Source organism: Roseofilum sp. SBFL (assembly GCF_017746885.1).
GTDB lineage: Bacteria > Cyanobacteriota > Cyanobacteriia > Cyanobacteriales > Desertifilaceae > Roseofilum.
This window is the reverse complement of record NZ_JAGHZH010000049.1, coordinates 1-23828: the sequence shown is the minus strand read 5'-3', so window position 1 is coordinate 23828 and position 23828 is coordinate 1. Positions and strand designations below refer to the sequence as shown.

General features: G+C 44.7%; 23 protein-coding genes. 11 read left to right on the top strand and 12 right to left on the bottom strand.

From position 1 onward, the window contains the following. Positions 1–25 precede the first annotated feature (25 nt). From nadA to ruvA, 6 genes are all read right to left on the bottom strand, one after another. Complete coding sequence (gene nadA, locus J7545_RS05345; protein WP_318700039.1) at positions 26–988, bottom strand: quinolinate synthase NadA; 963 nt, start codon at positions 986–988, stop codon at positions 26–28. Between the two features lie 119 nt (positions 989–1107). Then, a complete protein-coding gene (aroF, locus tag J7545_RS05340) occupies positions 1108–2166 on the bottom strand; it encodes a 3-deoxy-7-phosphoheptulonate synthase (RefSeq protein WP_318700040.1) in 1059 nt (352 codons plus the stop codon). Between the two features lie 24 nt (positions 2167–2190). Next, positions 2191–2682 carry a PAM68 family protein gene (locus J7545_RS05335; protein ID WP_318700041.1) on the bottom strand — a complete coding sequence of 164 codons (492 nt, stop codon included), beginning with the start codon at positions 2680–2682 and terminating at the stop codon, positions 2191–2193. 11 nt (positions 2683–2693) lie between these two features. Beyond that, entirely contained in the window at positions 2694–2963 is a 270-nt protein-coding gene (gene rpsO / locus J7545_RS05330) for a 30S ribosomal protein S15 (RefSeq protein WP_318700042.1), read from the bottom strand. 95 nt (positions 2964–3058) lie between these two features. Continuing rightward, on the bottom strand, positions 3059–3190 hold the full coding sequence (locus tag J7545_RS05325) for a hypothetical protein (RefSeq protein WP_318700043.1): 132 nt from the start codon (positions 3188–3190) through the stop codon (positions 3059–3061). 153 nt (positions 3191–3343) lie between these two features. Continuing rightward, the gene (ruvA, locus tag J7545_RS05320) at positions 3344–3967 is read right to left on the bottom strand and encodes a Holliday junction branch migration protein RuvA (protein ID WP_318700044.1); all 624 of its coding nucleotides are present in this window, start codon (positions 3965–3967) and stop codon (positions 3344–3346) included. 267 nt (positions 3968–4234) lie between these two features. On the opposite strand from ruvA, the gene btpA reads away from it, so the two are divergent. From btpA to J7545_RS05290, 6 genes are all read left to right on the top strand, one after another. Then, the gene (gene btpA / locus J7545_RS05315) at positions 4235–5044 is read left to right on the top strand and encodes a photosystem I biogenesis protein BtpA (protein ID WP_318700045.1); all 810 of its coding nucleotides are present in this window, start codon (positions 4235–4237) and stop codon (positions 5042–5044) included. A gap of 89 nt (positions 5045–5133) precedes the next feature. Beyond that, complete coding sequence (locus J7545_RS05310) at positions 5134–5625, top strand: hypothetical protein (protein ID WP_318700046.1); 492 nt, start codon at positions 5134–5136, stop codon at positions 5623–5625. A gap of 547 nt (positions 5626–6172) precedes the next feature. After that, positions 6173–7081: a vitamin K epoxide reductase family protein gene (locus tag J7545_RS05305; protein ID WP_318700047.1), complete on the top strand. Its 909-nt coding sequence runs from the start codon at positions 6173–6175 to the stop codon at positions 7079–7081. Between the two features lie 93 nt (positions 7082–7174). Next, a complete protein-coding gene (locus J7545_RS05300; protein ID WP_318700048.1) occupies positions 7175–7378 on the top strand; it encodes a hypothetical protein in 204 nt (67 codons plus the stop codon). A 93-nt stretch (positions 7379–7471) separates the two neighbouring features. Then, positions 7472–9643, top strand: coding sequence for a CHASE2 domain-containing protein (locus tag J7545_RS05295; RefSeq protein WP_318719269.1), 2172 nt, complete (start codon positions 7472–7474; stop codon positions 9641–9643). A 261-nt stretch (positions 9644–9904) separates the two neighbouring features. Then, entirely contained in the window at positions 9905–10117 is a 213-nt protein-coding gene (locus J7545_RS05290) for a hypothetical protein (RefSeq protein WP_318719268.1), read from the top strand. 483 nt (positions 10118–10600) lie between these two features. Here the strand turns inward: J7545_RS05290 and psbU are convergent, their stop codons facing one another. Together psbU and J7545_RS05280 are read right to left on the bottom strand one after the other, a co-directional pair. Continuing rightward, positions 10601–11020 carry a photosystem II complex extrinsic protein PsbU gene (gene psbU / locus J7545_RS05285; RefSeq protein WP_318698118.1) on the bottom strand — a complete coding sequence of 140 codons (420 nt, stop codon included), beginning with the start codon at positions 11018–11020 and terminating at the stop codon, positions 10601–10603. Between the two features lie 96 nt (positions 11021–11116). Beyond that, complete coding sequence (locus J7545_RS05280; protein WP_318719267.1) at positions 11117–12121, bottom strand: adenylate/guanylate cyclase domain-containing protein; 1005 nt, start codon at positions 12119–12121, stop codon at positions 11117–11119. 144 nt (positions 12122–12265) lie between these two features. On the opposite strand from J7545_RS05280, the gene J7545_RS05275 reads away from it, so the two are divergent. After that, a complete protein-coding gene (locus tag J7545_RS05275; protein ID WP_318698116.1) occupies positions 12266–12874 on the top strand; it encodes a DUF3611 family protein in 609 nt (202 codons plus the stop codon). 10 nt (positions 12875–12884) lie between these two features. Here the strand turns inward: J7545_RS05275 and J7545_RS05270 are convergent, their stop codons facing one another. Beyond that, entirely contained in the window at positions 12885–14324 is a 1440-nt protein-coding gene (locus J7545_RS05270) for an efflux RND transporter periplasmic adaptor subunit (RefSeq protein ID WP_318719266.1), read from the bottom strand. A 193-nt stretch (positions 14325–14517) separates the two neighbouring features. Between J7545_RS05270 and J7545_RS05265 the strand changes: the two genes are divergently transcribed. After that, entirely contained in the window at positions 14518–15684 is a 1167-nt protein-coding gene (locus tag J7545_RS05265; RefSeq protein WP_318698114.1) for a cysteine desulfurase family protein, read from the top strand. Between the two features lie 113 nt (positions 15685–15797). Here J7545_RS05265 and J7545_RS05260 read toward each other — a convergent pair whose 3' ends face one another. Then, the gene (locus J7545_RS05260; RefSeq protein WP_318698113.1) at positions 15798–16748 is read right to left on the bottom strand and encodes an o-succinylbenzoate synthase; all 951 of its coding nucleotides are present in this window, start codon (positions 16746–16748) and stop codon (positions 15798–15800) included. Positions 16749–17124: 376 nt separating this feature from the next. Here J7545_RS05260 and J7545_RS05255 point away from each other — a divergent pair, with 376 nt between their 5' ends. From J7545_RS05255 to J7545_RS05245, 3 genes are all read left to right on the top strand, one after another. After that, entirely contained in the window at positions 17125–17382 is a 258-nt protein-coding gene (locus J7545_RS05255; RefSeq protein WP_318698112.1) for a hypothetical protein, read from the top strand. 291 nt (positions 17383–17673) lie between these two features. Beyond that, positions 17674–18567 carry a M48 family metallopeptidase gene (locus J7545_RS05250; protein WP_318698111.1) on the top strand — a complete coding sequence of 298 codons (894 nt, stop codon included), beginning with the start codon at positions 17674–17676 and terminating at the stop codon, positions 18565–18567. A 159-nt stretch (positions 18568–18726) separates the two neighbouring features. Continuing rightward, on the top strand, positions 18727–19953 hold the full coding sequence (locus tag J7545_RS05245; protein WP_318719265.1) for an HhoA/HhoB/HtrA family serine endopeptidase: 1227 nt from the start codon (positions 18727–18729) through the stop codon (positions 19951–19953). A 178-nt stretch (positions 19954–20131) separates the two neighbouring features. Here J7545_RS05245 and J7545_RS05240 read toward each other — a convergent pair whose 3' ends face one another. Then, positions 20132–21061 (bottom strand): hypothetical protein, encoded by a 930-nt coding sequence (locus tag J7545_RS05240; RefSeq protein ID WP_318698109.1) that lies wholly within the window; start codon positions 21059–21061, stop codon positions 20132–20134. A 108-nt stretch (positions 21062–21169) separates the two neighbouring features. After that, positions 21170–23828 (bottom strand): eIF2A-related protein (locus J7545_RS05235; RefSeq protein ID WP_318719264.1); only part of this gene is annotated, 2659 nt, incomplete at its 5' end.

The window sequence follows — 23828 nt, the reverse complement described above, 5'->3', positions numbered from 1 at the left end:
TTCTAAAGATGTTTTTTTCCAATCATTAGGTCATCTCTAACATTCTTTGAATGGGACGTAAAGCGGCTACCTGAATGTCTTCGGGTAGGGTAATTTCTGGAGTCCGTTTTTTCATGGCCAAGTAGAGCTTTTCTAACGTATTGAGCCGCATATGAGGACATTCATTACAAGCACAGTTATTTATCGGTGGTGCAGGAATAAACTGTTTATGGGGCGCTTCCTTCTCCATTTGATGGATAATTCCGGGTTCAGTGGCCACAATAAATGTGGGACTGTGACTGGTTTGGGCATAGTTGAGTAAAGCAGTGGTGGAACCGATATGATCGGCATGGCGCAGTACGGGGGGTTCGCATTCGGGATGGGCTATAATTTCGGCTTCGGGGTGCTGCACTTTCAGTTGCACGATTTTCTTTTCGGAAAAGGTTTCATGGACAATACAACTGCCATCCCAGAGGAGGAGATCTCGTCCGGTTTGTTCCATGACATAGCGTCCTAAGTTGCGATCTGGTGCAAAGATGATGGGTTGATGGGTAGGAATTTGCTCGACTATCTGGACAGCGTTGGAACTGGTGCAGATAATATCGCTCATAGCCTTAATTTCGGCCGTACAGTTAATGTAGGAGATTACCAAATGATCTCGATTTTGGGCCTTAAATGCAGCAAAGGCATCAGGTGGACAACTATCGGCTAGGGAGCAACCTGCATCGAGATCTGGTAAAAGTACCAATTTATTAGGGTTAAGAATTTTGGCAGTTTCGGCCATAAAGTGAACCCCAGCAAAGACAATGACTTCTGCGTCAGTATTTGCAGCTTTGCGGGATAGGCCAAGGGAGTCACCGATATAGTCGGCAATGTCCTGAATATCGGGGTCTTGGTAGTAATGGGCCAAGACAATGGCGTTGAGTTCTCGCTTGAGAGTGGCGATCGCCTCAAAGAGGTCGTCGGGAAGTTCAGAGACGTGAGTGGGGGAGGAAACAGCAGTAAACAAGGTGAATAATAACCTAAACCATTATTACTTTCAGTTCTAATTATAGTTTATTTCACTAAAAAGGGTAGGGTGACCAACGCCCCTACCCAATTAGGGCATACTGATAACTCCCGAAACTCTTAAGCCAGAACGGTTTCTGGGATAGACCAGCGATCGACCGTTTTACCGATCGCCGCCAATTCTTTCATCAGTTCATCGAACTCATCTGGGGTGAGGGACTGAGGCCCATCCGAGAGCGCTTTCGAGGGGCTGGGATGAACTTCAATCATTAAGGCATCGGCTCCTACGGCGATCGCCCCTTTCGCCATCGCAGGTACATGCTGAGACCAGCCCGTCCCATGGGACGGGTCAATCATCACGGGTAAATGGGTCAGCGTCCGCAAGACCGGAACGACAGACAGATCCAAGGTATTGCGGGTATATTGACGGTCAAACGTGCGAATTCCCCGCTCACACAAGATCACTTGAGAATTTCCCCCAGCCAAAATATACTCAGCCGCCATCAGCCATTCCTGAATGGTTGCGGACATTCCTCGCTTGAGTAAAACCGGCTTATCCTGGGCCCCGACCTTCTTCAGCAAGGCAAAATTTTGCATATTTCTGGCCCCAATCTGAATCACATCAGCCACTTCTGCCACTGCATCCAGATCTGCCGTATCCATGATTTCTGTAATAATACCTAAGCCGCTCTTGTCCCGCGCTGTGGCCAGTAGCCCTAGGGCACTTTCTCCATGGCCTTGGAACGAATAGGGTGAGGTTCTTGGTTTATAAGCGCCACCGCGCAGAAACTTAGCTCCTGCCGCCTTAACTCGCAGGGCCGTTTCAACGATCATCTCCTCCGTCTCCACTGAACAAGGGCCAGCAACTACAACGATAGGATGACTTTCGCCAAAGGGAACATCACCTTGAGGTGTAGAAACTACCACATCCGAGGCTTGACCATGACGATATTCACGACTGGCACGCTTAAAGGGTTGTTCGACACGCAATACTAATTCAATCCAAGGACTCAATTCTTGAATTCTCTCCCGGTCTAAATCTGCTGTATCCCCAACTAAACCAATGACCACCTTGTGCTGACCCACTATTTTTTCTGGTGTCAGGCCCCAAGTTCCCAGTTCATCACTGACTCGGTCAATTTCTGCGGTTGGCGTACCGCTTTTCATTACTACAATCATGGTTGATATCCTGATTCGATAGGGTCATTCTGAATACTTATCTTGTTTGATCGATCGCCACGCGGCGATCGTTCTACCTAAATTTTGGGTAAAGTCCTGCCAACCGAGCAGAGTCCCTACTCGATTTTCATCCCAAGAGGCCGAGAGTACCCCATAACTTAAACCGAGGACACCCAGGCCAAAAAACCCCATACTCACCAACACCACAGCAATATGAGGTAAATCAAACTCTGTTTGGGTCAAAATCCAATAGCTGATCGCAAACGTTAACACACCTAGGGCAGTAGGTACACCAGACAACAAAGCCATGCGCTTAATCATCCGTTTACTTACAGTTTCGGGGATCGCCCGGTCTTCCTGACGAATTGGGGTTCTTTTCTGGGACCCTTGAGAGGACTTTGATTTCCTGGAGGAGGATGAAGGAGTAGAACGATTTTTTTTACGGCTGGTTTTTGGCTCGAAGGGCAATCGTTCCTTCGCAACCGACTCACCCTTTTGAGTGGGTTCAGGGGACATAGGCAATTACTCTAGCCCCGGATACTCAAACGACTAATTAACGCTTTGTAACGGTCTTTGTCTTGTTGGTTAATGTAACCTAACAAACGCTTGCGCTGACCAATCATTTTCATCAGACCTCGCTGAGAAGCATAGTCTTTCTTATTCGATTTTAAGTGGGCACTTAAACGGTTAATCCGCTCAGTCAAAACAGCTACTTGCAGATCCGCTGAACCGGTATCGGTTTCGTGAACCTGGTACTCAGCCATTATTTGATGTTTTTTGGTTTGTGTGAGACTCATAAGGTGTTTTGTTGGTATAATCCATCAAAATTCAGCAATTTTATACTATAACACAAATTTCGATTGTGACCCAAGCTCCTAAGCAAATCAGCCAGTTACACAAGCCAATGGGAAAGGTCACGGTTAATTAGCTCTTGCCGCTTGAGGATATCTTGACGATAAAATTCAATAACTTGTTGATGTTCTTCAGCGGATAAAGGCATAACTTTTTCTTTCGATAGGTTCATAAAAATGGCTTAATTTTTCTCCATAAAAGACGTTCTTGAAAAGCATTAATTATTTCCCTTTAGTCACGATGTGTTATCGCCTCTCAAACCTGCATCAAGCGATCCGAGTAAGCACAAGCTGAATTCATGGAATCACCTCTGGAAAAATAAAACTTAACTCAACCAACTAATGGCTTCCCTGATCCAATCTTCTGCCTCTTGAGTTTTCATCAGATTGGGTTTCTGACTCAATGCACCTAACGCTTGGGCGATTTCTTCCTGGTTATATCCTAAAGCGAGAAGAGTCATTTCCACATCTTCTTGCAAAGCTGAAGGAATGGTACTAGAGACCGGTAGAGCGACTCCAGATGTATCTCGCCATTGGGATAACTTGTTTCTTAACTCTAGAGCAATACGTTCGGCTGTTTTACTACCCACCCCAGGAGTGCGTACCAGTTGTTTAATATTACCCGTAACGATCGCCTGCACCAAATCGGACAACCCCAACGTATCCAAAAGGGCGATCGCCAATTGTGCCCCAATACCACTTACTCCCACCAACTGGCGAAATAGATCCCGCTCTGCTGACGACGTAAAGCCATACAACAAGGGTTGCTCCTCGCGAATCATCAAATGGGTAAATACTTGAACCTCATCTTGACGCTCAGAGATCCCATCGCCTAACTGACGAGTCACTTGGATCTCATAACCTAAACCATTCACCTCCAACACCAGAGTCACACGATTTCCCGATCGCCGGTCAACTTGGGCAACGGTTCCCCTCAGATAACTGAGCATTTTGCTATCCCCTTGCGTGATTGAATCGCACAGCATAGCCTATGGTATTATCATACGGTGTTGTCTTACCAGCACACCCAAAAAGCAACTCCAAAAGTCAACCTGACTGGAGAGCCAACCGTGGCTCCTGCTTGCATCCGTTCCTGTAAGAAACAATAAATGTATGAAAGAGCAATCCCCAATCCATAAAATTTATAACCCTTACAGAAAACCGACTTCAGATATCCAAGTGCAGTTGTTGTTGATGAGTCCGGAAAGAGAAAACGGGTGGACTTAACTAAGATTTTTCAAACCTCAAACCCCATTATTGGCGTGGTTCATCTTTTACCCCTACCAACATCATCGCGGTGGGGAGGGAACCTGCAAACCGTCATTGCTAGAGCCGAACGAGAAGCCACTGCCCTAGCATCAGGCGGAGTCCATGGCATCATGGTAGAAAACTTTTTTGATGCCCCCTTCACAAAAGATCGGGTCGATCCATCTGTGGTGAGCGCCATGAGCCTAATTATCGATCGCCTAAAAAACCTTGTGACCTTGCCCATTGGAGTCAATGTCCTGCGCAATGATGCTCATAGTGCTTTGGCGATCGCCTCCTGCACCGAATCAGCATTTATTCGCGTCAACGTCCTCACTGGCGTAATGGCTACCGATCAAGGATTAATTGAAGGTAAAGCACACGAACTCCTACGCTATCGGCGCGAACTTGGAGCAGACGTAAAAATTTTGGCAGATGTCTTAGTCAAACATGCTCACACCTTAGGAGAGCAAACCCTCGCGTCTACTCTTACAGACACGATTGAACGAGGACTGGCCGATGCCATCATTCTATCTGGCCCAGCAACTGGCAGTCCCCCTGATATTAAAGACCTGAAATTGGCTAGCCAACTCGCCCAAGAAACCCCCGTATTTATCGGTAGTGGAGCAGATTGGCAGAATATTGGTCATCTATTCCCCCATGCTGATGGTGTGATTGTCTCCAGTTCCCTCAAACGCCATGGGCATATTGAACACCCCATTGATCCCAACCGAGTCAATCAATTTGTCGAATTTGCCCAACAGAGTTTACCCTCAAACTAACCTAAATTAAGTGAATCGGTGGAAACTTCCAGCATTGAATCCTAGTCCACATCCACACTTCTCAAACCCCTATCTATGGAGGAATACCTGTGAACTCTTCCCTAAAATGGATTCCCAAAGGATTAACCCTTTCCCTCCTGTGGCTCGGCCTATACACGGGTGGATTATTATTCCTAGGAGATTTTAACCCTTCCACCATCGGCAGATCGGCTCAAGCTCAAGCCTCAAAACCTGAAAACCGGCCAATAGAAACAGCTTCAACCCCAGCGAGTTTAGCTCTAGCAGAGCATCTCCAGCGCATTGGCGCTAAAATGTATGGCGCTTATTGGTGTCCCCATTGCCATGACCAAAAAGAACGGTTTGGGCAAGAAGCTGTCGATCGCATCCTGCTAGCTGAAAGTGAGCCGGTTTATATCGAATGTTCCCCAGAAGGGCGAACAGCTCCCCAAGCACAAATCTGTCAACAGGCAAACATTAGCGCTTATCCAACTTGGATCGTTGACGGTCAAAAATATGAAGGAAATTTGTCCTTAGAGGAGTTGGCCCAATTGTCTGGATATCAAGGTTCACAGAACTTTTAACTGCGGAAAACCGGCTTCACCTGAATTCATTGCAGGTGGCAAGCCTAAGATTTTTATAGGGGATATGCCGAAACCCCCGTGAATTCATTCCGGGGATGAAGGCTAAAAGCAAGTTAAAACTTGCCTGTTAACTCCCTTCATTTTAGGACAGATTATGTTAAAATAATATTGGTCAATGACCCACCCGCGACGCAGACGAAACAGAAAGCCTTAACGTGACGAAATCGAGTTCAGCTCGTGGCGCAGAAAGCTCGGTAGACCGGGAAAAGAGGACAGGGCAATAAAAAGTATAAACTTTAAGAGTTTTAACCCTAGAATCAAACTTAAAATTGAATTTTCTGGTATGGATTTCAATACATAAGAACCGCGTGGCTCGCGGGGATAGTCTGTGGAGTGAGTGTAAGACCGGAGTCGAGGAAATCGGCGAAGGCAACTGCGATGAAGCAGAAACCTAAATTGTGAGATTTAGGAATCCCTGTGTCTTTAGACCGGGGAGGAGGTCAAGCTGCAATCGAAATATCTACATCGTTATTACTCAATTTAAGTTATGAGGCGTAGGCGTTCTAGTCCCTGGATTCATCGTTGGTCTCGACCCATTACCGCTGCGATAGCGACCGTTGGGGCGATTGAAACAGCATTTTTAACCGTGGCTGAGTTCATGGGTAGTGCAGAAGTGGTTTGCCCTAACACAGGCTGTAAAGAGGTCTTGGGCAGTCCCTATGCAACGGTTTTTGGTTTGCCTCTCACCCTGTTCGGCTTTTTTGGCTATGCAGCCATGCTGATGCTAGCGATCGCTCCCTTACTTATCAATCCCGATCGCAATCAGGAACTACGAACCACCCTAGACCAGTGGACTCGTTTCCTGATGTTCATCGCCAGTACGGTGATGGTCGTGGGGAGTGTCTATTTAATGTACATCATGGCCTTCGCCATTGGAGCTTTTTGTCCCTATTGTGTGCTTTCAGCTCTCTTATCTCTCTCCCTATTTGTGGTTACCCTCATGGGCCACGCTTGGGACGATATCGGACAATTAGCGTTTACCGGGTTAACTGTAGCCATGGTTACCCTGGTCGCTACCCTAGGCGTTTATGGAAGTGTCAATAATCCCCAAGCTGCCGCAGGAGCGCCACCCCCAATTACGACCCCCTCTGGACCGGCTGAATTGGCCTTGATTGACCATCTCAATGAGATTGGAGCCAAAAAATATGGTGCGTATTGGTGTCCCCACTGCCATGACCAAAAACAAATGTTTGGTAAAGAAGCAGTGGATAAACTCAATTATGTTGAATGTGCTGCTGACGGAATAAATCCGCAAGTGGAACAATGTCAAACTGCTGGCATTCAGGCTTTTCCCAGTTGGGAAATTAACGGTCAGATTTATGCTGGAGTGCTATCACTCAACGAGTTAGCTGATTTATCTGATTATCAGGGGCCCCGTGATTTCCTACAACGGTGATTGGAATCACTCACCCACTCTGGAAATTATCACACACTCCAAGAGCAAAAGCGCATATAAAGGATTCTGGTAGTCTTTCAAGGGTCGATAATCATGCGTTTACAGTTTAAGGGATGGGTTTTTTTTCACGCGATCGCCTTAACCGTCGGTCTAGGAGCGATCGCTCACCTTGAGCAACCTTGGCATTCAACTTCAGATCGCAACTCATTGATTGAAAATGTAAATGCTAGTCCCTTAAAACCAACGATCCAAACGCCCTTATCGGGAAAAGTTTGGAGTACAACTTTACCCCTCTAGTTCTGTGCATCTATATCTTTAATCAGTGAATAACCGGATATGCCATCCTGCTTTTGGGGTCACTACCCTTCTTCTTAACCTAAAACCCGATCCGTGTCATATCCAAGTTTCATACCCGCTTTTTGGAATCGGCTCATCCGGCGCTTTTTCAATCAACATCGAGTCATTTTTACCGCTTCTGGCATCACTCTTGCCCTCCTGACTCTACGATTTTTGGGTCTATTACAGGCGATCGAATTACTGGCCTTTGATGCCTTCGTTCGTCTGCGTCCTGCCTTACCAAAAGATGACCGAATCATTATTATTGGCATCAATGAACCAGACCTACAAAACCTAGGATGGCCAGTCCCTGATTCTACCTTGGCTACTCTCCTAGAAACGATTGCTCAAAGCCAACCTCAAGCCATTGGATTAGATTTATATCGGGATTTACCGGTCAATCCTGGCCATGAAGAACTCAAACAGGTGATGCAACAGTTGCCTAACCTAGTCGGTATTGAACGGGTAGCTGATAAAAAAGCTCCAAATATTCCCGCTCCTCCAGTTTTGAACCCCACAACCCAAGTGGGATTTAATAATGTTCTCTTAGATATTGATGGTAAGGTGCGTCGAGGGTTACTCTATGTACATACAGAAAGAGTTCACAAAAGTTTTGCCCTCCAACTCGCCTTAAAATACTTAGACCAGTTCGGTATAGAGGAAACGGCTTCATCAGTCAATCCCAAATACTTACAATTAGGCGAAGCCGTCTTCTATCCCTTTAAGTCCTACGATGGAGCCTATGTCAATGCAGAGGCTAGCGGATACCCTTTTTTAGCGGATTTTCGCGGTCCTCGCGATACTTTTACAACCGTTTCTATGTCTGAGGTTTTAAATGGAGAAGTTGATCCACAGTTATTTCGCGATCGCCTGGTTTTAATTGGTTTAACTGCCATTAGCCTCAAAGATTTTGTTCCTATTCCCTACAGTAACCCCGATCCCGTCCCTGGTGTTGAAGCTCAAGCCAATTTAATTAGCTTTATTTTAGATCTGGCTACTGGAGAACAGACTGCAATCCGAACCTTACCCGATCCTATTGAAGGCTTGTGGATTTTCGCTTGGTCAGGATTAGGCTCTATTCTAGCCTGGAAATTGAGAAGACCCTTCCAATTAACCCTCAGTTCAGGAGTCACCCTAGGAACGCTCTGTCTCACCAGCTATGTTCTGTTTCTGGCTCGCTGGTGGTTTCCCTTCATTCCACCTCTGTTCGGCTTTGTTGGCTCATCCCTGATGATTTTGATTCATTTTGCCCATCAGGAAGGAGAACTTAAGCGCTCTACAGAATTTCTCCAGGGAATTATTAATACGATTCCCGATCCCATTTTTGTCAAAGATCAAAACCATCGTTGGATTGTCTTAAACCAAGCCTACGCTCAGTTAGTGGGCTATCCCTTGCAAGTGTTAATGGATAAATCGGATTATGATTTGTTTGCACCTGAAGAAGCAGAACAATTCTGGAAACAAGATGAGAGCCTGTTTGTAACTCAGGAAAGTACCCAACAAGAAGAGGGATTTACGGATGCTGGGGGAATTCACCGAGTAATTGAAACTAAGCGATCGCTTCATCGGGATGCTGGGGGTAATTCATTTCTAGTGGGTGTGATCCGCGATATTACTCAACAAAAAGAACGGGAAGCGGAATTAGAGCGATTAGCCGAAGATCTCAAACGCCACAATGATGAATTGAAGCTCTCAGAAGACCAGATGCGCCATATTGCTAATCATGACGTACTGACCGGTTTAGCCAATCGTAAGTTGTTTGAAGAGAGACTGCAAGAAGCGCTCGTTTATGCTCAGGCCAATGAAAAAATGCTAGCGACCTTCTTCCTGGATTTAGATGGCTTTAAGAATATTAATGATACCTTTGGCCATGATATGGGGGATTTGGTGATTAAGGAAGTGGCTAAACGCCTGAAAAGTTGTTTGCGTGGAAGTGATACAGTCGCTCGACTCGGAGGAGATGAGTTTACAGTCTTACTACCCCAAATTCCCAGTCGATCTGTAGCTATTCGGGTTGCGGAAAAGATTATTTTGGCCGTGACTCAACCCCTAACTCTCAAAGGAGCGGATCTCAAAATCACTTTAAGTTTGGGTATTAGTGTATATCCTCAAGATGGCAAGAGTCTTGAGGTGTTGATCAAATCTGCCGATCAAGCGATGTACCAAGCCAAGATCCAGGGTAAAAATCAGTATTTTCTTGCGTCTTCCCATCAGAGCAATCCCTAAAGTTGTATCAAATCTTTACAATTAGAGCTTTAGGATTTCCGGGTTTGAGCGAACGGGTCAGAATAAAAGAATAAGGTTACGTAAATCCTCAGACTTGATTTTGAGGTGTGGCACTTAGAGCTATCGTAAGCCTTCTGAAGGTGAAACCGTATATCTACGGAATCTTCAGGATTGACCAATTGACAATATTTGTTAAATTCGGTAAAACTGCCAGTGAAATTGCCAGTATAATGGAAAGTAGGTCTCGCATTAACTAGGGTTATGGGTATGAGGACACCGTTAAGCCTTGACAAATACACAGCTCTCCTCCTAGCGGGAGCATTAGCGATCGCCAGTTGTTCACAACCAAGTTGGGCCAATTCCTCTGTTGATCGGGTTGATCCCCCCCATCAAGATGCGATTCAACTGCTCAAAGGGTACGAACCTCCTGACAATGGTTCTCCTGAAAGTACAGGAGACACTGGAGGGCGCTAACGCTCATACTCTACAAGGAGCAATTTTGCTGATTAATTGATAGATACCAGTAACCAGAACCTTCTAGCTAGGAAAGTAAGGATATTCCGACCCTAGTATTCTTGCTTGGCCAGGGAACTGAGGACACCTAACCGGGTTCGTCGCAACGGGATTTGACCGAGTAGGACTTAGAATCGGCAGCATCCTAGTATAGTTCAGGTGGTTTCCGGAATTCAGTAGCGTAGGTAACAGATATTTCACAATTGTACGCGTTTTTGATCTTTATTGAGTTCAATAACTTATCAATTGTTTTCAGTATAGCACGTTCTCAATTGTGTAACCAGAGCAAAAGACAGAAAAATCCCAGCCTCTTGTGAATCTATAGAGAAAGAGACTGGGGGAGAAAAAACTTTAAAAATTGATCCTGAACCTGAATCAGAGGATCGGATAGGTTGAGGAGTCATCTATACAATGATCCCAACCTCTTAGTTTCAGCAATTGTGCTTAGTCATAGTTACCGTTATTCACATTATTTTGTCCATAGACAAACGCTTCTGTGGGTTCAGTAACGGTGAACTTATCCAAATTGGCTTCAAGTCTAGCTTTTTGGCGATCGCTCAACCCAGGAATGTCCAGAATCTCTTCCACATTCCCATAAGGGCTATTGTTCACAATTTTGGTTGCTAAGACTGGATAAAATCCTTTGAGATCTAGAAAAGATCGGACACTAGAGTTATTCAAATCAATGAGATCGCCTATTTCCGCCAATTTATCATCGGCCTTATTGCGCACATTAGCCTCGGCCAAGATAGGCTGTACACTTGAAACTGTCAAAGCCCCAGCCGTAGCAGGTGCTGTATTAACGCTCATCAGAGTGGCAAGCAAAATCACGAAAGCAGAGAATAGGCACAGCAATCGTTTCATGGGCATCATTCCTCCTTTATTAATCAGTTATTACTAAACCATGACACAGCCATCATTACCTATTATGGGACTGATTTGGCCCATTGATGCCATGCATCAGTGAAATTTAGGGGATTTAAGCAAAAATGCCTGCAATTGAGAAAACGAGCAGCCATAGGTAACAGCAGGATGTTCATACCCTTTCAGTTGCACCATATGTTTTTCAAATAGAGTCGGATTCGTTCCCACACTAAACAAATACTGATAAGTTGTTTTACCTAGAGCAATATCTTTCTGAATTTGCTTCGTACAAGATTCGAGTCGGAAAGCCGCATTAACGGTATCTCCTAAAGCTGTATAATCCGGGCGATCGCCACTTCCCGTATTGCCCACCATGGCATATCCCGTATTTACTCCAGCTCCAATACGCATCGGTGACGGCAAAGGATACTCCTTGGCCAACTTCTGGGTCATCTGATGCAGTTGATGGAGAGCATAGAGGATTTTCATCACCTCCATTTGGTTTACCCCCTCCGTACCATGAAACCAAACCGCCATCACCGCATCCCCAATATACTTATCCACCCAGCTATCATACTTGCGGAGAATCTTGCCAACATTGCGAAACCAATTGCCCATCATCGTTGATAAAGTGACATCATCCATCTGCTGAGTCAAACCGGTAAAATTGCGAATATCAACCACCATCACCGAAATCAACCGACGCACATGTAAAGCCGCCGTCACATGGGAATTCTCTTCTATATCTTCCAAATCTAAGGTTGGGTCTGGAACCGCCAAGGGATCGTGAAAGTGGGCCTCAGTCTGGCCAAACATCAAATGATCCCCATCTTGTAGGGTGACTGGCACATTCACCCGACGACCATTGACAAACGTTCCATTACGACTTCCAAGATCGATTAAATAAACTGTTCCCGTGTCTGTATGTTGGATCATGGCATGGTTACGCGAGATCCATGGATCAGACAACACGACGGTATTGTCTTGAGTGCGTCCAATGGTCCAACACTGATTGCCCGCTAATGAAAGATGGCGAATTGATGAAGGGGTTTTAAGGACAAGATAAGGAGGAGTATTTACGCTCACTGTGGACGGCCTCATTGCAGTTATGATGTCCCTAGATGCATCCTGACATAGTTTTTAAGATAAACGAATTCTCTAGAAGTTAAAGAAGTAAGGATCTAATTCTCTCGAGTTTCCTGTTCCTTGTACACTATCGATCATAGTCTCTGCTTTCCTAAATTTATGTTTGATCCGCTACCTCCTTCTAAACCTAATGTCCACCAAATTGCCAGCGAATTTTATCGATTGGGATGGATTGGTTTTTGGGTACAACTTGGTTTAGGAATCATACCCATTGTTATTTTGCTGTTTGTCTTGTTATTTGACAATAGACCGAACTCTGCACAAGCGGGTAATGCTTGGCTAGGTACAATTCTAGCCTATGGGTGTTTATTAACCTTAATTTTTACGATTTATTGGTGTTTTCATTACACTCAATTGTCCGATCAACTCAAAAATCCAGAATTGCGCCCCTCTAAGGCTCAAATTCGTCGTAGTCTATGGATTGGGATTCTAGCCAATTTGTGTGGCATGACTTGCGCGATGATTGTGGCTCTCTGGCGAGTCGGAACCTTATTATTCCGGATGTTATCCTTGCCTCCTGGAGCCTCAACCATTTATACGCCTATGCCAGGAGCTGCGGTTGTTAATCCCGGCTCTATTATTGTGCCTATGAATATGATTGCCCTACAAGCAATGATGAATACGATCGCCGCTGAACTCGTTGGTGTAACCGTCACCCTCTGGCTTCTCTATCGAGTCATCCAACATACCTCCCCTGGAGAATCTTAAGTCACCCATCCTAACTCGATTGGGTCTCTAAAGGGGTTCCCGGTTCCAAATTTAGATCTGGATTGGGTAGAATCACGTTATCCCCTGGTGTTAAACCAGATAGTACTTCTACTGTATCTAAGCCTTCTAAACCTAGGGTCACTTCTCGTTTTTGGGCGAAACCCTGCTCATCTTTGACCCAAACAAACGTCATTTTGCCTGACCTTTGTAACGCCTCTAAACCAACCACCACCACATCTTGGCGCTGATCGAGGATAATTTCCACATTGACCTGACTTCCCGGAATCAAAGTTCCTGTGGACTGATTGAGTTGAATGATAGCTGATACAGTCGCCAGTCCACCTGGCGAGCCTTGAGAGTCGGAGACGGAGATCGCTTGGGGAGATAACGCCACGACTTGACCGTCATAAACTGGGGAATCCGGACCAATAATCGTAATCCGAGCAGGTTGATTCAAGCGTACTTTGGCTGCATTCAGGGTGGATAAACTCAGCCGTACATATTCCTGGGTGGGGTCTCCCAGGGTTAATAACTCATGCCCCCGTGTGACTCCCTCACCATTATTAACATTCACCCGTAAAACTACGCCATTGATGGGAGTAGTAATCAGGGTATCTTGCAGTTCTTGTTGAATTTTGCGTAACTCTAACTCTTGTCGTTGCAGTTGCAGTTGGATTCTGTTGACAGCAAGTTGGGCATTTTGCAGTTCAGAAGTGGCACTTGCGATCGCCGTCTGCTGTTGATTAGATTGTTCTAATTTCTGCCGTTCTAAGATGAGGGTTTCTGTTTCTACTGTTAATTGGGCCTCACGCACAGCAATTTCAGCATCTCTCACCTTTCGGCGTTGGCTTCGCAATTGATCTCCAGAAATAAATCCCTTCTCCTCTAATTCTAGTAGATTTTCTAACTCTTCTTGACTATCGGCTAAATCCGCTTGTTTTTCCTGCACCTGTTGTTGGTGACGTTCTAACCTTAACTGTTTTTCTTCCAATTCCAACGTGTGAATCTGAAGTTGTCGTTGGGTTGTTTCTAATGTCTGTTCGGCTGCTTGCACCTTCTGTCGATCGTGTGCCAACTGAACCATCGTTTCTTCGATTTCAGTCAGTTGTGCTTGCAAACGAGTTTCCCGTTCTGGATTGCGTAACCGAATGATTTCCTCTCCAGCCTGTACCTGTTCACCCACAGTGACTAACACTTGCTCGACTGTACTATCATCAGGGGCTTTGATCGTTTGTTGATCGCCCAATCGCACGATTCCACTTTCATTAATCGTCTGCTCTAGTGAACCGGATTCAATCGCTGTTGTCGTGACTTTCACGGGTGAAGGGGTACGTTGAAGTATTGAGGTATAAGCCAGAAGACTGAAAACAGAAATTGCGGCGATCGCCCCCGATCCCATCAACCACCGAATTCCCTGTTTATGTTGTTGTTTAGCCAAAATTTCCATCATTGTTAAGCATAGGTAGATCAATTGGCGATCCTGCTCCCTGTCGCCTAAATTTTCGGACTCAGGTAATCAAAGTCCCGTATGGCAATCACCTTGCTTAGTCTATCCAATCTCTAGCCGAAGATGCCAATTGACACACAGCGGTCAAACCATACTAAGCTGAAGAGAGGAGATCCCGACGCTACTGAACCCACTTATGCAAATTTATTTGGATTATAGTGCTACCACCCCAACACGCCCAGAGGCGATCGCTGCCATGCAGGAGATTTTGCTTCATCAATGGGGCAATCCGTCCAGTTTACATAGTTGGGGACAACGGGCAGCGACGGTATTAGAATTAGCCAGAATGCAGGTGTCTGGTTTAATTGGAGCCAGTTCTAGCGAATCGATTATTTTTACGTCTGGTGGCACAGAGTCTGATAATTTAGCCCTGATGGGGATTGCTGGGCAATATACTCAACCGCAACATTTAATTATTTCCAGTGTGGAGCATTCGGCTGTTGCCCAACCGGCCCAATTTTTAGAGCAACGGGGATGGAGGGTGACTCGTTTACCGGTGAGTCGCCAGGGCAGGATCAATCCGGCGGATTTAGAAGCGGCTATTAGTAAGGATACGGTGTTAATTTCGGTTATCTATGGTCAAAGTGAGGTGGGAACCTTACAACCGATTGAGGAGTTGGGAAAAATTGCACAAGCCCATGGCATCGTTTTTCACACAGATGCGGTACAGGTGGCAGGACGATTACCTTTAGATGTGGCCAGTTTGCCGGTAGATTTGTTGTCGTTGTCGAGTCATAAGATTTATGGTCCTCAAGGAACGGGAGCGTTGTATGTGCGACCGGGAGTTCAGTTGCATCCCTTAATCGGTGGAGGTGGACAGGAGCGGGGATTACGTTCGGGAACAGAGGCTACGGTGGCGATCGCTGGTTTTGGGGTAGCTGCGGAATTAGCTAGTGAAGAGTTACCAGAAGAAATGCTGCGGTTAAGGCGGTTGCGAGATCGCCTCTTTGAGCAATTGGTGGATATTGAGGGCTTAGTCCCTACGGGCGATCGCTGGCATCGCTTACCTCATCACGTAAGCTTATGTTGGCAAGATACTCGGGAAATTACGGGCAAAACCTTAGTACGGCAACTGAATTTAGCAGGAATTGGGATTAGTGCAGGTTCGGCTTGTCATAGTGGGAAACTTTCTCCAAGTCCAATTTTAAAAGCGATGGGATATTCCGATCGGGAGGCGATCGGCGGCATTCGCTTCACGTTGGGTAAACAAACCACTGAAGCGGATATAGATTGGACAGCGATGGTGTTAAAGCAGATTTTGCAACGGTTGCGCTCAGAGTCTCCACATTTGGTAAGAATTTGAGGGAAGGGAAGAGGCAACAGGGAAGAGGCAACAGGGAAGAGGCAACAGGGAAGAGGCAATAGGGAATCTCCCCGCGTTCCCGTGTCTCCCTATCGCCCCATCCCCCCATCCCCTCAGTCCTCGAACCAGCGATCGGTTCCCAATCCAAGGGCACGCTGTAGGTTAAGAGTCGCCGCTAATCTGAGGAGCATTTTACGGGCGATCGCCGTTTCAAAGACAGAAGAGAGAACCATATCCACTCGATAAGCTTGGCAAAACTCGATCAACCGGGAGGGAAAGCCTAAAATTGCGGGTTTAACAACCATAACTCCTGGCCATCCTGCGTGATAACAGTTTAGGAACTGTTGCCAGGTGGCGATCGATTCATCTAAAGCTAAAGGGGTTGGATACTCCTGAGAGAGGGCTAACATAGCCTCAAACTCAGATATCCCTAGAGGTTGTTCCAAAAATTCCACCGGCCGATCTGCACAGGCTTGCAACCATTGATGGGCCTGAGTTTCCGTGAGTCCCCCATTAGCATCCAAGCGCAGTTTTATCCCATCTGAAAGCATCGATAAGAGGTCTTGAAAATCGTTCAATTCTTGGGAAATCTCTGCTACCGCTATTTTCCATTTCAATGTTTGATAGCCTTGATTCCAAATTGGCAATTGGAGGTCGAGGGCGGCTTTTCCTGTCGGTAATAAGCCACAAACCTGAGTTAAATTAGGCGGCGCTTCCCAATTGTGTAGATCGATTAAGGCTGACTCAAAACCAAATTGACAGGCAGGGAAACGATCGGGAATAGAACGAATCTGTTCCTCGGTAATTTGACCACCAAACGACTGACAAAATTGTAAAGCTTCTGTAACATTTTCTGACCCAAACGCAGGTAAGGGGGAAATTTCTCCCCAACCGCGATCGTTCGATTCTTCTTCGTCGATCCGGCGCAACTGAATCCAAATCCCTTGGCGATCGCGCCACACGCCATGATGGGTATGCAAGGGCTGCTTAAATGGACGGCAATAAGCTTGGATACTTAACCGATATCGATCGTTATTTTGAGAATTCTTAAAATTGATCCCCATGTGCCAATAAACTTGTTACTATAGATATAAGTTGTTTTTCCTGTAATTCTAACTTAATTTAAACCCAATTTTTATCCAATCATGTCTGATATGAATTAGAGACTGAAACTCTTGACTTGCTGCTCTATTTGTCTTCTATAGTGTATCTCTCTTCTTATGGAGTTCAGCTTGAAGCCTTAGACCTTAAGTGATACAGACTATTGCTAGAGTGTGAAGCGCTATATTGTCTATTCCAGTTACCCAGCAAGACTTTCAAGTGATCCGAATCTATATCAGCCGTCAATTAGTAAAAAACCAGATGGAAAACAATTCCTGAAGATGATATCATAGGATAAAAAAGATAACCACATCAGTTAGTCAGGAATAAAACGAGTCATTGCTTATTTTTATTCCCTTAATCTTGGGTCAAACTGCCATGAGAGAATTATCCTATTCCACCCCTCCCCCTGCCGTTTCTGCGGATAGGCTAGAACTGCAAGTTGAGCCGAATTCGTTACAGAAAATAGCGTCTGTCGATCGCGGATTAGTTCAATGGGTTAAACGTTTAATTTTCGTATTGCTCTTAGGAGTAGCCAGTGTGGGACTCCTGTTCTTAGCCGTAACTGTGGTGTCTCCAGTAGAAGGGGACGATTGATCTAGCTATTCTCAACTAACTTTCTGTGGCTCAACCTCAATTGGACACTCTTTTATGCAATACCAGAACAATCAATTCACGACAATAGGGGCAATGAATTACCCCTATTTCGCCTTGATGTAAGACAACCCTTGAGAGTCCTGATTCCCTAAAACTAGACTGTACATTACATTAAAGTGTAGATAGAAAACTTTCCTCAGGATCGAACTCTAGAGCTTCAAGCAACCTTTGAAGAGGTGGGTGCGTCTAAGGACATCTGCGTGACGGTGAATGATGGCTATGTTAAGTCTTATGAAGAAATTGAAGCTTCGGCGATGGATTTATCCCGTGATTTCCCTTTGGGTTGCCCTGGGAATTTGGGTGGGGAGTCCCCAAATGAGCCAAGGGTTTTCGATTTGGGATATTCTTCCAGATGTGATTCAATATGTGCAACTGACCAGTTTAGGCGATCGCCAGGAAATAGCCCTAGGCAAACAAATTAACCAGCAACTCATTAGCCAAGAAGTCCGAATCTATGACGATCCTGAATTAACGGATTACATCGATCGCATTGGGCAACGGCTGGCGAAAGAAAGTTACCGTCCACCCACATCAAATTATCGGTATACATTCCAAATCGTTGATGATGATTCTGTTAATGCCTTTGCTACCCTGGGCGGCTTTGTTTATCTCCACACCGGACTGATGAAAGAAGCTGAAAACGAAGCCGAATTAGCGAGCGTCATCGGTCATGAAATTGCCCATATCACCGAACGTCATGCCATTAACCAAATGCGTCGCGTCGCTCTAACCAATGGGTTAGCAACTGCTGCGGGAGTCGATCAAAGCCAGATCGTACGCTTAGGAGTAGAAATTGCCCTGCGTTTACCCCATTCTAGGGAAGCCGAATATGAAGCAGATCGAGTGGGACTGAATATGATGACAGCGGCAGGCTATGCCCAAATTGGCATGGTAGACTTCATGAAAAAATTAGGCCGATCGCCCTCTAGACCAACCTTTCTCAGCACCCATCCCCATACTAACGATCGAGTTCAAGCTTTAGAACAGGCGATCGATCCAGAATTTGCAGCCATGGGTAAGGGACTCGATCCGAATGATTATCAACGTCAAATTGCTACGTTGAATGGCGGAAGTGGCGATCGGAATTCATCCGATCAATCTGATGAAGAATTTTGGCCCCTATAGCATAAGGCGTAGTGATTAATCTGCGCATCTGGAGTGCCCCCGCATCTTCTCCCAGTGCGGTTAACCGAAACAGCCAATCAACCGACAAAATCGCTAACCTAATAATATAAAGCTAAACGGTCAGCATTGACTTAACCTGATATCGCCAGAGTGTGACCCATGACCAATCCCTATCCATCCGATAAACCGGCAACTCCAGCCCCCTGGAAACAACCCCTCATCTACATTACCCTAATGCTCTTGGGCAGTACGCTCACTTTAGTTGGGACTCAGGTTTTATCGCGATCGCCAAATTTATCCACTTCAACTCAACAAACCTCTACGACTGTCTCAGCCCTTCCTTCAAGCACAACGGCTCCATTAGTGCCCACCAGTAATGATAGTTTTGTCAGTCAGGTTGTACAAAATGTTGGTCCTGCGGTTGTTCGCATTGATGCGTCCCGGATTGTCACGCAACAAGTCCCGGATGTCTTCAACGATCCCTTTTTCCGGCGCTTCTTTGGTGGTTCAACTCCCATGCCCCAAGAACGAGAAGTTCGAGGGTCAGGTTCAGGATTTATTATTAATGAAGAAGGTATGATTTTAACCAATGCCCATGTGATTGAGGGCACAGATATCGTAGATGTGACGCTCAAAGATGGACGCACCTTAGAAGGAAAAGTTTTAGGTACAGACCCAGTCACTGATGTAGCAGTTGTCAAGATTGAAGGAGAAAATCTACCCACGGTAAAATTGGGGAATTCGGATACTTTACAGCCCGGTGAATGGGCGATCGCCATTGGTAACCCCCTCGGTTTAGACAATACGGTTACCGTAGGCATTATCAGCGCCACCGGTCGCTCTAGCGCCCAAGTGGGGATTCCCGATAAACGAGTGAGCTTTATTCAAACCGATGCAGCCATTAACCCCGGTAATTCTGGCGGCCCCCTACTCAACCAAAATGGGGAAGTTATTGGTATTAATACCGCCATTATTCAAGGGGCCCAAGGCTTAGGCTTTTCCATTCCCATCAATACAGCCCAAAACATTGCCGATCAACTGGTCAGTAAAGGTCAAGTAGACCATCCCTACCTTGGCATTCAAATGGTCACCCTAACGCCAGATCTGCAAAAAGAAATTAATCAAAATCCGAATAGTGGCTTTAAGATCTCCGCAGAGCAGGGGGTTTTAATTGTGCAAGTAATGCCCCAATCTCCAGCAGCTCAAGCTGGTATCCGCGCTGGAGATGTGATTACCGAAATCGATGGTAAACCGATGAGGGAAGCCACGGAAATTCAACAAGCAGTACAAAATACCCAAGTGGGTAGTTCTTTAAACGTGTTAATCCGTCGTGGCGATCGGTCTTTACCTTTAACTGTCCGTCCAGGAGTCTTTCCTGCTCAATAGAGGGAGGAAGAGTTAAGACGCTTGGGAGCCAGACGCTCCCACACCAAAACATTCAAGGTTTCAGTAGTGTCCTCCCGTAGCGAAGCGACTGCCCCTCATCCCCCAGGAGAAGGGGAAAGTCAAGAATCCCGTGGGAGAGGGCATTTCCTGTTGCACAATTCATTTAGACTAGCAATACTTAAGATTGGCGATCGCCAAATTGCTCCAACAACTCCTCACGGGATAACTGCAAACACAAAGGCATAAACTCATCGGGAGATAAGACTAACAGAGAGTCAATAATGCCCAAAATCGCCTCATCCAACTCACCAAACCGAGTTCTTAAAAGAGCTTCAAGCATCAAGCGTTGTCGCTGAACACTTTGTTGGAGTCCTTGTTGGAGTCCTTGTCGAACCCCTTCTTGAATTGTATCTTCTCGCCATTTTAGATAGGCTGGTGATAATTCCATAATCAACTCCCTTTCTTCTGTGTCTAACTCTATTTTACTGGCAACATTAATCCGCCATATCCCCACTAACTGTAGAATATTTCGCCGTTGAGGATGTTCTATGGGTAGTTCCAGCACTTGCTCAATGGCTCTTTTCTGTGTTCCTCCTTTTCCCAACATCCTTAACCATAAGGTTTCTGGGATTTCCGGGAGTTGGTTGATGGCAATAATCCCCGCTTTGAGTGTTTTTGCTAAAAGATGTACTCCTGCACACCATTGTTTTAAGTCAGGACGAGCGCCTAATCCTTCTAATACTTTCTCAGAAACAGTTGGCGTTAAAATCCATAATCGAGGCAATTGCTCTTCCTCCAGGGTTCGCTGCTCCCGTTTGGCTTGACGTTGCAGTTCTGCATGGACATGGAAAAGCTTGAGAATACAGTTGCGAATTTCTGGGTTGCTGGGACAGTTGCGATAGGGTTCTAGTAAACAAGGCGTAGAAGCCAGTTGAGAGAGTAAACCCAAGGCTGGAGGGTTGTTTGGTGGTTTAGGGGATGGCTCGAAAATCAGGTCAATAGCCAGAGCTTCCCCTGAAATTTCCCGACTAATTTCTACTTCTCCCAGGGGTTCGAGTAGTTCTTTGAGGTACTGCTTGGCAAATTGATCGTGGGGTTGGCGCGTCACGACAAGAGGGCGGTTGAGTAGGAGTGATACTCTATTTTATTACAGTTGGGGCGATCGCCACCGTATACCCTGTAATGGGATACTGGTAGTTGAGATAGTCTCATCGACTCATAGAGATGGGAAAGATATACTGCCTAATATCAAGAACCAAAGTGTTTCCGGCGATTTTCCATCAGGAGCAAATCTAACTAATCCTGCACCTTCTTCCGGAATGGTATATTTAGCCAGCATCTTTCCCGCTAAATTCCAGATACTCAGTTCATTAGGATGTCCTAAAAAAGCGATTCTCTCGCCATCAGGACTGAATGCTAAGTCATTGGGAGATTGTTGGACTTTAATGGAGCGAATTAGGTTACCGGAATAATCTAATAGGCTGATGGTATAATCCGTGCCAGTAATTGCAATCAGTTTATTGTCAGGACTAGGATAGACATTCAGAATCGTTGCTGGATGATTCCAGGTAACTTGTTCTTCTGATTCTAAATCTCGCAAAAATAATAATTTCTCCCCTCTCATCCATGTCAACAAATATTTACTATTAGGGCTAAATTTTCCATGATCGCCTATAATGAATTGATTAGATATTGGATATTGTAAATTTTCACGTTCAACACTAAATTCTTGTATTTCAATACCTCTTTTAATCTTTAGTTTAGCAATAGTTCCTAGTTCTCCATTCAAGATCTGATAGGTGTCTAGAGGATCTTCAAATTCAGACACAGGTTTGCCATCCACTTCTAGAAGAAGATCTCCAGGTTGAAAGCCTGCTTGAATTGCCGTCGAGTTTTTCCAAACTTGCATAATGGGAATAACTTTAATCTCTTTATAAGAGAGATTTTCATCAAAATGACGAGTTTCCGAAAAATTATGAGATAACAGAATCCCTATTCCTGAAAACAAATTATCGGCCTCTTCTTCAGTTTCTTGAATGTCCTTAACATCTAGGTCATAAATTAAGTTGCCAGATCCATCCAATAGGTATCCCATAAAGCCACCTCCTGTATTATCAAGAGCAACAATGTAATTTCCGTCTGGACTAATTACAACTCGTTCTGCTACTTGAGTTATTGAGTTGTCTTGTACTTTCTTAAAACTTTCTTGTGTCAAATCCCATAAATAGATTGGCCGTGTTCCAATTGGAACACTATTCCAACCCCTTCCCATCGTGACAATTACATTGCCATTATAACTGGAGCTATAGTAATCGGGGAAAACATATCCGTTACCCAAGAGGTGGCTAAACACAGTGAAAAAACTATCATTTTCTGTCTCATCATCTCTGTTTTCATATGTCCCTTTTAATGTCGAAATTAATTCACCTTTTTGTGAAAAAACACTAATACTACTATTATGAAATTCAATTAAATTCTTACCATTTCTAGAAAGAGTCATCCATCTGGAGCTATCTAGCTCCAGTCTTCGAGGGTTAAGCTGTTCCAAATTCCAAATATCTAAAACACGATTGCCAGCATCTGTAGCAAATAAGTATTTGCTATCATCAGTATATTGAAGATTAACTAAACTGCTCTCCTTATATCCTCTTGGGTCTATGCGTTCATAATTTATTGGTAATTCTTGAAATATATTATCAGATGCACTGATAAATTGAATTCCAGGCTCTCCAGCAACGCCAATGACACTACCATCTGGGCTATAACTTAAACCAAACCCAGATAATCTATTTATTGTAGTCTGTCTAATTAATTCCCCGGAATGAGAATTATAAGTATTGAGTAATCCAAGTCCTGGATGTACTGTGGAGATTTGTTGACCATCAGGACTGAAATCAATATCTCCAAGATTGGCATTCCAATTAAGTACCTTAGAAGAATTCAAATTTGATATTTTATCTCCAGATATATTCCAAAGTTTAGATACATATTCAGGTTGCCCAGAATCTCCATTATCAATACCTAACGTAGCAATTCGATTCCCGTCAGCACTAATTTCAATTTTTATGATTCTAGAATCATGTGCTTTAATCGTCTTGATTTTATTCAGCGTTTCTAAGTTATATACTTCTAAAACACCCACAGCATTACCAATGATCACTTCTTTGCCATTCGGGTAAAATTTAATACTATATATTGTGCCTTCTGCATTGCTTTCAATTTCTTTAATAAGCTTACCTGAAAAATCAGTAAATTGTACTTTGGATGAGTAAGTATCAGCTATGGCAATATAATCACTTTTGGTACTAAATTCAACTATACGTGGATCTATACGTTGCTCCCTTGAGAAGAAATCTGCTTGCCAAAAATAGTCAGCCAGCTTCTCACTAGAAACAAGGTCTCCATTCAAATTATAAATATGAATTGAGTGTCCTGAATTGACTGTAGCAATATACTTTCCATTTGGGCTAATAGAAACATACTGGATTTTCTTGTTTTGTGGATCTTCCCATTCTGCAATAATCTGTCCCGCTTGGTTCCAGATGGTTATTTTTCCATACGCATGACTGGCTGAAATGATATGTTGACTATCTGGAGTAAAAAATGTATCGTCGGTTTCAACAACATCATTGCTGAGAAACCTGTTCTTATTTCTTATCTCACTATTAATTCTCTGCAACGCTAAGAACGGCAGTGTAGTAGGATAACTGGCTAAATCGGGGGTATGTTTAACCAACTCCTTCAACCTCTCCCCTGATTCAATTGCTGTCATCAACGCATCTAACTGACTTTCACCAGACTCAAATTGATTTAAAGCTGCATTGGCTAAATTCTCTGTTTCCGCAATGTTTCGCTGCAATTCCGATCGTTGCCAT

Bases quoted from the DNA above. Each gene is read 5' to 3' on its own strand.
- aroF (WP_318700040.1), bottom strand. From the start codon at position 2,166: ATGATTGTAGTAATGAAAAGCGGTACGCCAACCGCAGAAATTGACCGA.
- J7545_RS05335 (WP_318700041.1), bottom strand. From the start codon at position 2,682: ATGTCCCCTGAACCCACTCAAAAGGGTGAGTCGGTTGCGAAGGAACGA.
- rpsO (WP_318700042.1), bottom strand. From the start codon at position 2,963: ATGAGTCTCACACAAACCAAAAAACATCAAATAATGGCTGAGTACCAG.
- J7545_RS05325 (WP_318700043.1), bottom strand. From the start codon at position 3,190: ATGAACCTATCGAAAGAAAAAGTTATGCCTTTATCCGCTGAAGAACAT.
- ruvA (WP_318700044.1), bottom strand. From the start codon at position 3,967: ATGCTCAGTTATCTGAGGGGAACCGTTGCCCAAGTTGACCGGCGATCG.
- J7545_RS05305 (WP_318700047.1), top strand. From the start codon at position 6,173: ATGAGGCGTAGGCGTTCTAGTCCCTGGATTCATCGTTGGTCTCGACCC.
- J7545_RS05300 (WP_318700048.1), top strand. From the start codon at position 7,175: ATGCGTTTACAGTTTAAGGGATGGGTTTTTTTTCACGCGATCGCCTTA.
- J7545_RS05290 (WP_318719268.1), top strand. From the start codon at position 9,905: ATGGGTATGAGGACACCGTTAAGCCTTGACAAATACACAGCTCTCCTC.
- psbU (WP_318698118.1), bottom strand. From the start codon at position 11,020: ATGAAACGATTGCTGTGCCTATTCTCTGCTTTCGTGATTTTGCTTGCC.
- J7545_RS05280 (WP_318719267.1), bottom strand. From the start codon at position 12,121: ATGAGGCCGTCCACAGTGAGCGTAAATACTCCTCCTTATCTTGTCCTT.
- J7545_RS05275 (WP_318698116.1), top strand. From the start codon at position 12,266: ATGTTTGATCCGCTACCTCCTTCTAAACCTAATGTCCACCAAATTGCC.
- J7545_RS05270 (WP_318719266.1), bottom strand. From the start codon at position 14,324: ATGATGGAAATTTTGGCTAAACAACAACATAAACAGGGAATTCGGTGG.
- J7545_RS05265 (WP_318698114.1), top strand. From the start codon at position 14,518: ATGCAAATTTATTTGGATTATAGTGCTACCACCCCAACACGCCCAGAG.
- J7545_RS05260 (WP_318698113.1), bottom strand. From the start codon at position 16,748: ATGGGGATCAATTTTAAGAATTCTCAAAATAACGATCGATATCGGTTA.
- J7545_RS05250 (WP_318698111.1), top strand. From the start codon at position 17,674: ATGAAGAAATTGAAGCTTCGGCGATGGATTTATCCCGTGATTTCCCTT.
- J7545_RS05245 (WP_318719265.1), top strand. From the start codon at position 18,727: ATGACCAATCCCTATCCATCCGATAAACCGGCAACTCCAGCCCCCTGG.